6 protein-coding genes are annotated in these 11,622 nt (G+C 43.1%); 1 reads left to right on the plus strand and 5 read right to left on the minus strand.

What is annotated here, in order from left to right; all coding sequences use genetic code 11:
* Positions 1-24: 24 nt before the first annotated feature.
* Positions 25-2,271, plus strand: a complete 2,247-nt coding sequence (locus VGE44_RS06255; protein ID WP_331077035.1) for a DUF5916 domain-containing protein — start codon at positions 25-27, stop codon at positions 2,269-2,271.
* Between the two features lie 346 nt (positions 2,272-2,617).
* Here VGE44_RS06255 and VGE44_RS06260 read toward each other — a convergent pair whose 3' ends face one another.
* The 5 genes from VGE44_RS06260 to purL form a co-directional block, all read right to left on the minus strand.
* Entirely contained in the window at positions 2,618-3,769 is a 1,152-nt protein-coding gene (locus VGE44_RS06260) for a dipeptidase (RefSeq protein ID WP_331077037.1), read from the minus strand.
* A gap of 9 nt (positions 3,770-3,778) precedes the next feature.
* Positions 3,779-5,407: an acyl-CoA carboxylase subunit beta gene (locus VGE44_RS06265; protein ID WP_331077039.1), complete on the minus strand. Its 1,629-nt coding sequence runs from the start codon at positions 5,405-5,407 to the stop codon at positions 3,779-3,781.
* 38 nt (positions 5,408-5,445) lie between these two features.
* On the minus strand, positions 5,446-6,462 hold the full coding sequence (locus VGE44_RS06270; RefSeq protein ID WP_331077041.1) for a YCF48-related protein: 1,017 nt from the start codon (positions 6,460-6,462) through the stop codon (positions 5,446-5,448).
* Entirely contained in the window at positions 6,459-6,890 is a 432-nt protein-coding gene (locus tag VGE44_RS06275) for a DUF2147 domain-containing protein (protein ID WP_331077043.1), read from the minus strand. Before VGE44_RS06275 ends, VGE44_RS06270 begins: the two co-directional genes overlap by 4 nt.
* A gap of 600 nt (positions 6,891-7,490) precedes the next feature.
* Positions 7,491-11,162 (minus strand): phosphoribosylformylglycinamidine synthase, encoded by a 3,672-nt coding sequence (gene purL / locus VGE44_RS06280; protein WP_331077045.1) that lies wholly within the window; start codon positions 11,160-11,162, stop codon positions 7,491-7,493.
* Positions 11,163-11,622: the final 460 nt, after the last annotated feature.

Genomic DNA, 11,622 nt, shown 5'->3' on the forward strand with positions numbered 1-11,622 from the left:
AACAAATACCAGCTACGCCTTGTTATGCCTAATCCTTTAAAATCAGGAGATCTGAACAACCCCGATTCAATACTGCCAAATTACTTTAATCAAAGATCAAAATCTACGTTTAAGTACAGTATCTGTATTTTTCTCAGCTTACTGAGTATAAATGTCCTTGCGCAAAAGATAAATGCCAAATACGAACTGAATATAAAACCGGCAACCTCTGAAATCAAAATTGACGGAGATGTGAATGAGCAGGCATGGAATGACGCTGAACTGGCGAGTAATTTCTTCATGGTACAACCCATGGATACGAGCTTTGCAAAACTCAAGACCGATGTAAAAATGACCTATGACAAGGACCATCTCTACATTATTGCTATTTGTTATCACGAACCTGGACCCTATTTTGTAGAATCATTACGCAGGGATTTTGCATTCGGTAAGAACGACAATTTCCTGATATTCATGGATCCATTCAATGACCTGACCAATGGATTTTCTTTCGGAACCAATGCAGCCGGCGCTCAATGGGATGGTATTATGTATGATGGCAGCAAAGTAGACCTGAGCTGGGATAATAAATGGACTTCTGCAGTAAAAAATTACCCTGACCGCTATGTTTTTGAAGCTGCCATACCATTCAAATCCATCCGTTATAAACAGGGAATCACCCGGTGGGGGATCAATTTCAGTCGCATGGACCTCAAATCGAGCGAAAAATCAAGCTGGACCCCTATTCCAAGACAGTTTGCAACTGCTTCCCTGGGATATACCGGCTCCTTGGTCTGGGATCAGCCACCTCCGGTACCGGGACAGAATATTTCGGTGATCCCCTACGTACTGGGAGGCATTTCCAATAATCACCTTACTTCCCCTATTCACCGGGATGATCGTGGTGAGATCGGTGGAGACATTAAAATTGCCATCAATTCTTCGCTTAATCTGGACCTGACTGTAAACCCTGATTATTCACAAGTAGAGGTTGACAGGCAAGTTCCAAACCTCGACCGCTTTGAACTTTTCTTCCCCGAACGAAGACAATATTTTCTTGAAAATGGTGACCTTTTTGCAAACTTTGGCTATCAGAATATCCGTCCATTTTTCTCCAGACGCATTGGTTTAGGTGTACCGATTCAGTATGGTGCCCGTCTCAGTGGAAAATTAAATAAAGACCTGAGAATCAGCGTAATGAATATGCAGACCGAAAATAGCGGTGCAAGTGACCCTGCTCAGAATTTCGGAGTGATTGCCTTACAGCGAAGGGTGTTTGCAAGATCCAGTATCAGTGCCATTGTGATCAATAAGCAATCCCTGAATTTTAGTGCAGCCAATGCAGCAGTTGGGGTTTCAAAATATAACAGGGTGGCAGGTTTAGAGTACAATCTGGCCTCTGCCAATAACACCTGGACCGGCAAGGCGGTGACTATGAAATCCTTCAGTCCGAATAAGCGGGGTAAGGATATGATGCAGGCCGCTAATCTTCGTTACTGGACCGGAAACTGGGATTTGAACTGGCAGCATGAATATGTCGGGACTAATTACAATGCCGAAGTTGGTTATGTACCCAGACGAGGTTATGTTAATCTGAGTCCCTCAGCCTCCTACCTCTTCTTCCCAAAAGGGGGCAGACTAGTTAGCCACGGACCAAAATTCTTCAGCAGCAATTACTTAAATGAATCGTTTAAACCGACTGATAACACCAACTATATTGCATATAGTCTGAATTTTAGAACAAGGGCAACCTTTACAGCCTGGACTGCACATGATTATGTGAAACTTTTACAACCATTTGATCCTACCAATGCCGGAATTGCGACTTTACCTACCGGAAGCGAGCATAGCTGGAACTCATTTGGTACAGAATTCGTTTCCCGTCCGCAGAGCCTTTACACCTTCTCATTTTCAACACGCTATGGCGGCTATTATGCTGATGGAACCCGTTTGAATGTTACGACGGAGTTTGGATACCGTTTCCAGCCTTATGTCAGTTTTGCTCTAAGTTCTAGTTATAATGATATTAAGCTGCCTAATCCATGGAATAACCGCAAATTCTGGCTGGTTGGCCCGCGTCTGGATGTAACCATGACTAATAAGCTCTTTTTCACAGGATTTGTTCAATACAATGAGCAAAGTGACAACATCAATGTAAATACCCGTGTACAATGGCGTTATAAGCCTGCCTCAGACATCTTTATAGTGTATACCGACAATTACATCCCCTCACCCTTTTCTGTTAAGAACAGGTTCCTGGTGCTGAAGATGACGTATTGGTGGAACATTTAATTAGTTGAGAGTGGAGAATTGAGAGTGGAGATGAGATTGTGCCCCAAAGCAGGATATCATCCCGACGCAGGAGGGAACTCAGCCATTTAGTGAAGAGTTAACACCCAAGAGTTATCGGGTGGAGAGTGGATTTCACCACCCTGTCATCCTGAGTGTAGCGAAGGAACTTAGCAACAGGTGAATAAAGAGTTTGATATTGATAATTGAGGGTAATATGGACCAAAGTCCCTCCCAGGTCAGGATGAAACCGTTATAAATTGATAATTGCGTACTTCCATTGACTCGGAAATCAATAATCTCCACCAAAAAGATAAATTTAATCTTCAGCAGCTTTAAAACTAATAACTTATAACTTCAACAGTCTGATAAAATTCCCTCCCAATATCTTCTTCACATCTTTACCCGAATAACCCCTTTGCAGTAATGCTTCAGTAATCAGCGGATACTTTGAAACGTCATCAAGACCCTTTGGGTAAGATTCCGCTCCATCATAATCAGCACCTAAACCAACATGATCTGCCCCAACAAGCCTGACCATATGATCGATATGATCAATAAGCAATGATAATGGAGCACGCATATCCTCAATTTCCTGACGGTATTTAGTATTAATCTCTTCTGATGCCCTGGTCCGGCTATTATATTTCGCTGTCAATGTGCTCAGTTCAGCTTTATGTGTGTCGTTGTACTGCTTTTGCTTGCCGGTATAGGTACTATCCAAAAAACCGGTATAAAAGTTCACAAAAACCACCCCTCCTGTTTTAGCGATGGCCTTAATCTGATCATCTTTTAAATTCCGCTGATGCGCATTAAACACATAAGCAGAACTATGGGAGGCCATAACAGGCTTTGTGGAAGCCTTAATCGCATCGTAAAAGGTAGTCTCACCCACATGCGAAAGATCTACGATCACACCCAACTCGTTCATTCGTTTGATAATCTGTTTTCCCAGATCACTGAGTCCGATTTGCTTTAAACTATCCTTTTTAAAAGTTTCTTCATAGGCCGAACTTGACCATGGGGTACTGTTGTTCCAGGTCAGGGTCATATAAGTCATACCACGTTTTGCGAGCGCTTCCAGGTTTTCGATTTTGTTCTCAATCATATGTCCGCCCTCTACACCAAACAAAGCCGCCATTTTACCTTGTTTAACCGCCGATTTCAATTCTGAAGCAGTTCTTACCTTAGCGATCTTATCCGGGTGACGGCTGATCAGAGCATCCAGCGAATCAATCTGCCGGTTCGCCATTGCAAATCCTCCGGTATAATCACTCCAGACCGAAAAAACCTGTACATCCAATCCACCTTCTTTAGCACGTACCAGATCAAAATTCCCACTCTTTTGTCTGACTCCAACATCAATACCCGATTTGATCTGATCGGATAATATATCCCCATGGGTATCTACTACAATGGCCTTTCTATGGAGTTTTGCTCCGGTCTGGGCACTCGCACCGAGCGCCGTTAATAAAAATATACTTAGAAATAAATGCTTCATCTGGTTTATTTAGGTCTGTAAAATGCCTGCGTTAAAGGACTTCTCAATTGGCGACTGATTAGCTGCCTCAATTCCCATCGATATCACCTTGCGGGTCTCAAGCGGGTCTATAATCCCATCGACCCATAAACGTGATGCAGCATAATATGGTGTTGTTTGCGCATCATAACGGTCTTTTATCTCATTTAACAATTCATCCTCTTTTTCCTGTGTAATTACCTCTCCTTTTGCTTTTAAAGAAGCTTCCTGAATCTGAAGCAATACTTTAGCCGCCTGCTGTCCACCCATTACCGCGATTTTTGCAGAAGGCCATGCATAGATCAAACGCGGATCATAAGCTTTACCACACATTGCATAATTGCCTGCACCATAGGAGTTTCCAATCACTATTGTAAACTTCGGAACAACTGAATTGGCAACTACGTTCACCATTTTTGCACCGTCTTTAATGATACCACCCTGCTCCGACCGACTCCCAACCATAAAGCCAGTCACATCCTGCAAAAACACTAGGGGAATCTTCTTCTGGTTGCAATTCATAATGAATCGGGCAGATTTATCCGCAGAATCAGAGTAAATCACACCGCCAAACTGCATTTCACCCTTTTTGCTTTTTACCACCTTGCGCTGATTGGCTACAATACCGACCGCCCAGCCATCTATCCGTCCTAATCCGCAAATAATACTCTGTCCGTATAAAGCTTTATATTCTTCAAACTCAGAATTATCGAGCAGTCGAAGAATGATCTCCCGCATATCATAGGGATTCTCCCTGCTCTCAGGCAGCAATCCATAGATCTCCTCTTCATTCAATTTAGGTGCAGCAGGCTTAATCCGGTCAAAACCAGCGTTCTGCTGACTCCCCAGCATGCTCATCACCTTACGGATTGAATCCAGGCAAGCCGCATCATTGGGGTGCTTATAATCGGTCACGCCGGATATTTCACAATGCGTGCTTGCACCACCCAGGGTTTCATTATCAATATCTTCGCCTATCGCAGATTTCACAAGGTAGCTCCCTGCAAGAAATACCGAACCGGTTCCTTCCACGATCATTGCTTCATCGCTCATGATCGGTAGATATGCCCCTCCTGCAACGCAGGATCCCATAATTGCCGAAATCTGCACGATTCCCATGCCGCTCATGATCGCATTATTGCGAAAAATCCTGCCGAAATGTTCCTTATCCGGAAATATCTCATCCTGCATTGGTAAAAACACGCCTGCCGAATCTACAAGATAGATCACCGGTAAACGGTTCTCCATCGCAATCTCCTGAGCCCTCAGGTTCTTTTTAGCCGTCATTGGAAACCAGGCGCCAGCTTTTACTGTTGCATCATTCGCGACAATCATGCACTGCCTGCCCGAAACATAACCTATGCCTGTTACCACACCTGCAGATGGGCATCCACCAACATCCTGATACATATCTTCGGCGGCAAAAGCCCCAATTTCCAACCACTGGCTATCCGGATCGAGTAAATAACTAATCCGCTCACGCGCCAGCATCTTGCCCTTCTCCTTCTGCTTAGCAGCGGCCTTCTCACCACCTCCGGCATAAATTTTCTTTAGCCGGGTTTTTACCTCATAGACCAGCTGCTTATTGCTGTCCTCATTTTTATTGAATTCAAGATTCATAATCGCATTTAAGTCTTAAAATTGAACAGCCAAGACCTTCAGTCCTGATAAATAGCAATGCGCCCGTTTCCTCCCGTCAGCAATACCAGATCGCCTGATTTTGCCTTTCTTACAGTATGAAAGCCCTGATCAGAAAGTCGCATCCAGGTTTTACCTCCATCTATAGAACGGTCAGTACCTTTTGGTCCGCATGCAAGTAATTCACTTTTTGATAAATATTCTATAGCCGAACGATAGCCAAATAAGGTAACCTGAGGCTTTATCCAGGTCCGCCCCCCATTTTTTGTCAGAACCAAATTGTTCAGCCTGGAAGTATCCGAAAGAAAATCACCTCCGGCAGCTACTCCTGTTTTATTCTTATAAAATGCGATGGAAAATGGCCCTGTACTATTTTTACCCTGAATAATCGGCAATTTTGCAGCTTCCCAGTTTAATCCATAATCGTCCGATCTGAATATTCTTGATTGAAGACCACCTGTTGCAATCCAGACCTTGCCTCCTTTTCCTGTGCGAATGTTTGTGCCGCTTGCTGCGAAACTCGCTTCTCCGACTACAAGAGGTATTTTGTTCTGCACACTGATATTCTGCCAGCTCATTCCGCCATCTCTGCTGTCCAATAAGACCATCTGCCCATTGATCGGATCACCATAAATAATCCCTCTGTCAGCATCCCAAAAATCCATACCATCCAGAAAGATATCCTTAGATTCGTTTCGGTAGACCTCCTTCCAGCTTTGGCCGCCATCTATTGTTAAAAGGATCACAGCAGGTGTACCGGCACTGACCACAATAGCTTTACCGGCCGAAAAACCCTCAATATCTCTAAAATCGAGGTTTTCATAGCCCTTTATTTGCTTCCAGTCCCAATTTTTACCTCCATCTTTGCTGACTGAAGTCCAGCCTTTGCTGCCACTTACCCAGGCTATGGAATCGTTCACAACCGACAATCCACGCAGACTTGTATCCTTATCTTTATGTATAAGCTGTATAGATTGGGCACTCAATCCGGAAATTGAAAGAATGAAAATAAAAATCAAACTAATGCAATACCTCATTCCACCCGGGTCCAGGTTTCTGTCCGTCCCAGCAATGAAAAGCCCACAAAACCGCGTACATTGATCTTGTTCTTACCATCTGCACTAATTTTACAACTATAAGTTTTGCCAGTTTTGGGATCGTAAATAGTGCCCCCCTCCCATATTCCTTCCTTGTAGATAAAATCTTTAAGAAAGACCAAACCAAGAATCGGACGTTTATTCAAATCATTATGCGGATTTTCCTTGTCCAGTTTAGGTTTCCCATTGGCATCCAAAGGCTCTTTAAGCCAGGCCAGCTTGCCAAAGAATTTGTTTCCGCTCGCGTAAATATGAATATGTGCCTCTCCTGTCGCATTAAGCCATTTCCCAAGGATCAAATCTTTATTTTGCGAAAAGCCATTCATGCTGCAAAAAAGCAGCAGAATGATAAAAAGATATTTCTGCATGGTTAGCTAATTGATTATCTATAAAAATATGGATAATTTCAAATTAACGGGGTAAAGGGGGAATAAAAATCAATAGGAAATTAGGATTAGCAGGATTAAGGTGATTCGAAGGATTAGGATAGTACTCAAGATTACCTGTTATGCAATGAACCCCAATCCCAGCTTTCTGCTTTAAGCGTTCTTCCATCCCCTGTGGAGGGGGCTGGGAGGAGGCCAGTATGGACTAGGATTAGTAGGATTAAGGTGATTCGTAGGATTAGGATGGTGCTTAAGATTACTTATTATGCAACGAACCCCAATCCCAGCTTTCTGCTTTAAGCTTTCTTCCATCCCCTGTGGAGGTGGCTGGGGGGAGGCCAGTATGGACTAGGATTAGTAGGATTAAGGTGATTCGAAGGATTAGGATAGTGCTTAAGATTACTTATTATGCAATGAACCTCAATCCCTGCTTTCTGCTTTAAGCGTTCTTCCATCCCCTGTGGAGGGGGCTGGGGGGAGGCCGGTATGGACTAGGATTAGTAGGATTAAGGTGATTAGTAGGATTAGGATAGTGCTTAAGATTACCTGCTATGCAATGAACCCCAATCCCAGCTTTCTGCTTTAAGCTTCCTTCCTCTCAATCCATTTCCTCGCATTCACAAATGCCTCTAACCATGGAGAAACCTCGTCTTTCTGGCCTCTCTCAGGGTAATTAGCCCAGTTCCATGGGAAGGTTGAACGCTCAATATGCGGCATCATAACCAAATGCCGTCCTGTTGAATCACACATCATTGCCGTATTGAAATCTGAACCATTCGGATTTGCAGGATAGCTTTCATAGCCGTATTTAGCCACAATATTGTACTGCTCTTCGGCATAAGGCAAATTGAATTTACCCTCTCCATGCGAGATCCATACTCCCAAAGTAGCGCCTTCTAATGTAGAAAGCATCACTGAATTGTTTTTCTGGATTTTTACGGATGTAAATCCGCTTTCATGCTTGTGGGAAGTGTTATGATGCAGCTTTCCATGAACTTCATGATCCGGATTGATCAGTTCCAGCTCCATAAACAACTGACAGCCATTGCAAATACCCACTGACAGGGTATCCTCACGCTTAAAAAAGTTCTTCAGGACTGTATTAGCTTTCTCATTGTACAAAAACGCACCAGCCCATCCTTTTGCGGATCCCAAAACATCCGAATTGGAGAATCCTCCTACAGCTCCTATGAACTGTATATCCTCCAAATTTTCCCTTCCTGAGATCAAATCAGTCATGTGGATATCTTTTACATCAAAACCAGCCAGATACATCGCATTCGCCATTTCGCGTTCAGAATTACTTCCTTTCTCGCGAATGATAGCTGCTTTTGGTCTCTTTGATCCCTTCGCAATGACCGGTAATTTACCGTCAAAATTTACAGGGAAAATAAATTGTAAAGGCTGATTCTTATAATTGGTATAACGTTCCTGCGCCATTCCGTTCTTCGATTGCTTTGAATCTAAGAGGAATGAGGTTTTGTACCAGATATCTCTTGTTTCGGACACATTGAATCTGAATGAATCACTGTTATTCTTAATGCTCACCGAATTGCCTTCTGCAACAGTTCCTATTTTAAAGATCTGGATCCCATTCTGAGCAAATACAGCTTCTACAGATTCATCAGCCTGAAAAACTACTGCAATGTTCTCATTAAAGAATGCTTTTACGGTATCCTGTTCATTTAATGAACTCAGATCATATTCAGCACCCAGATTCACCTCTGCAAAGCTTAATTCCAGTAAAGTGGTGATCAAACCACCGCTGCCAACATCATGACCCGCATTGATATTACGATCTTTGATCAGATCCTGCAATACATTAAAAGCCTTTTTAAAATAAGCTGAGTCTTTAATTGTTGGGACTTCTGTCCCCACCTTATTCAAAATCTGAGCAAAAGAAGAACCGCCCAGCTTGAAACTATCCTGAGATAAATTGAGGTAATAAATATTCCCGCCATTACGCTTCAGAACCGGCTCAACAACCTTGGTGATATTTGAGCAATTTCCGGCTGCCGAAATAATAACAGTACCCGGGGCAATTACCTCATCATTAGGGTATTTCTGTTTCATTGACAAAGAGTCTTTCCCTGTCGGGATATTGATTCCCAGCTCAATAGCAAAATCGGAACAAGCCTTTACAGCTTCGTATAAACGGGCATCCTCACCTTCATTCTTACAAGCCCACATCCAGTTTGCTGAAAGTGAAACCGAAGCTAAACCATCTTTTAAAGGCGCCCAGACTATATTTGAGAGTGCCTCCCCGATGGCAGTCCGCGAACCCGCTCCCGGGTCAACCAGTGCCGATATCGGTGAATGCCCGATGGAAGTTGCAATCCCCTCCTTGCCTTTAAAATCCAGTGCCATTACTCCTGAATTGTTTAATGGCAATTGCAGCGGTCCGGCACATTGTTGTTTGGCAACCCTGCCACCCACACAACGGTCGACTTTATTGGTCAGCCAATCCTTACAGGCAACAGCCTCCAGTTGTAATACCTGATTGAGGTATTCCGGAATTTCTGAAGTATTATAAGTCAAATCAGCATAATCCCTCTGAATCGTTTTATCAGCCATGATGGTTTTCGGAGAACTTCCAAAGAAATCTTCCAGAGCGTAATCCATTGGCTTTAAACCAGTTGATTTCGACTCGAAGGTAAAACGATGGTCATTGGTTACATCCCCAACCTCATACATCGGAGAGCGCTCACGCTCGGCAATGCGTTTTAAAGCTGCTATATCTTTCTGGCCGATCACCAGACCCATGCGTTCCTGTGATTCGTTACCAATAATTTCTTTTGCTGATAAGGTAGGATCACCAACAGGCAATTTATCCAGATCAATGAGTCCGCCAGTAGCTTCCACCAGTTCCGAAAGACAGTTTAAATGCCCTCCTGCTCCATGATCGTGAATGGAAACAATCGGGTTATGATCACTTTCCACCAATGCACGGATTGCATTCGCTGCGCGCTTCTGCATTTCAGGATTAGAACGCTGAATTGCATTCAGCTCAATCCCTGAACCAAAAGCACCGGTGTCTGCCGATGAAACCGCAGCACCACCCATTCCAATGCGGTAGTTTTCTCCGCCGAGGATTACAATCTTATCCCCTGCTTTCGGACTATGTTTAATCGCCTGGTCCAGCTTACCATAACCCACACCACCTGCCTGCATAATTACTTTATCATAGCCCGTTTTACGGCCACTTTCTTCATGCTCAAAAGTCAAAACAGAACCAGCAATTAAAGGCTGACCGAATTTATTTCCAAAATCGGAAGCTCCGTTTGAGGCTTTGATCAGGATATCCATCGGGGTTTGGTAGAGCCATGGGCGTTCGGACATACCCTGCTCCCACTCGTGTTTATTCTCGAGTAAGCGGGAGTAAGCAGTCATGTAAACAGCTGTTCCTGCCAGCGGCAATGAACCTTGTCCACCTGCTAGCCTGTCGCGGATCTCCCCTCCCGAACCGGTTGCTGCGCCATTAAAAGGTTCAACAGTAGTCGGGAAATTATGGGTTTCGGCTTTTAGGGAAAGAACGGAATCAAATTCTTTTTCTTCGTAGAAATCAGCTTTATCAGCCGTTTTTGGCGCAAACTGTACCAGCTTCGGGCCTTTTACAAAGGCCACATTATCTTTATAGGCCGAAACAATATCGTTGGGGTTTGTTTCAGAGGTTTTACGGATCAGTTTGAACAATGAAGTCGGCTTTTCTTCCCCATCAATCACAAAGGTCCCGTTGAAAATCTTATGACGGCAATGCTCTGAATTTGCTTGCGAGAATGCGAAAATCTCAGAATCAGTTAACTTTCTCTCCAGTTTAACTGCTAAATTATTTAAATAATCAACCTCCTCAGCACTTAAAGCCAGTCCTTCGGATTGATTATAAGCCGCTATATCACTGATATCCATAATAGGCTCAGGCTTGATATGAATCGTATAGATCTCCTGATTCAGCTCAGTATATTTCTGAGAAAGCATCGGATCGAAGGCATTAAAATCTGCAGGAACCTTTTCAAATTCCTCGATTCGTATAATACCTGAAATACCCATGTTTTGGGTAATTTCCACCGCATTGGTACTCCAGGGAGTGATCATAGCAGCCCGTGGACCAACATGATAACCCGGCATCACCATCTGATCAGATTTATGTGCTTCCCCAAAGAGCCAGTTTAGTTTCTTTATATCTTCCTGAGCGATCTCAGCAGGTGTTTGAACAGCAAAAACTTTGTTTAGTGGGGAGACAAAAAAATGGATCATTGAACGTTTTCTTTGGGTGCCAGTATTAGAACTGCAAAGTTAATTTTTTTATGGGAATTTGGACAGGGGAATGTCATTATGATTTGATAAACCGGATAATTTATACCCCAAAAATCTTGCTCTGGAAGAGCGCATTATTAAATTAGATCCTGTAACAGATATTTAGCATATTTAAACAAGCCAAATCCATTATCTGAGTCATGCATATCCGCAAAATGAATTAAGAAATGATTCAAATGGTATAAAAGGGCTTATTTTTCAAAAACAGCAGACCATACAATCCAAAAAAATGAAAGCAGCACTTAAAATCCCATTCCTTCTTGCAGTAATTATTTGCTGTACGAGTACTGGCTTTGGTCAGATCATTGGGAAAGTAGAAATTGCAAACGAAAAACTCAGGCAATTTCAAAACATCAGGGATTTCTGCATTTCAAGGAACAATGATGAAATCTATTTTACG

This window comes from Daejeonella sp. (assembly GCF_036405355.1).
Taxonomy (GTDB): domain Bacteria; phylum Bacteroidota; class Bacteroidia; order Sphingobacteriales; family Sphingobacteriaceae; genus Daejeonella.

Coding starts and splice junctions, on each gene's coding strand:
- VGE44_RS06255 (WP_331077035.1), top strand. CDS start 25: ATGCCTAATCCTTTAAAATCAGGAGATCTGAACAACCCCGATTCAATA.
- purL (WP_331077045.1), bottom strand. CDS start 11,162: ATGATCCATTTTTTTGTCTCCCCACTAAACAAAGTTTTTGCTGTTCAA.
- VGE44_RS06260 (WP_331077037.1), bottom strand. CDS start 3,769: ATGAAGCATTTATTTCTAAGTATATTTTTATTAACGGCGCTCGGTGCG.
- VGE44_RS06270 (WP_331077041.1), bottom strand. CDS start 6,462: ATGAGGTATTGCATTAGTTTGATTTTTATTTTCATTCTTTCAATTTCC.
- VGE44_RS06275 (WP_331077043.1), bottom strand. CDS start 6,890: ATGCAGAAATATCTTTTTATCATTCTGCTGCTTTTTTGCAGCATGAAT.
- VGE44_RS06265 (WP_331077039.1), bottom strand. CDS start 5,407: ATGAATCTTGAATTCAATAAAAATGAGGACAGCAATAAGCAGCTGGTC.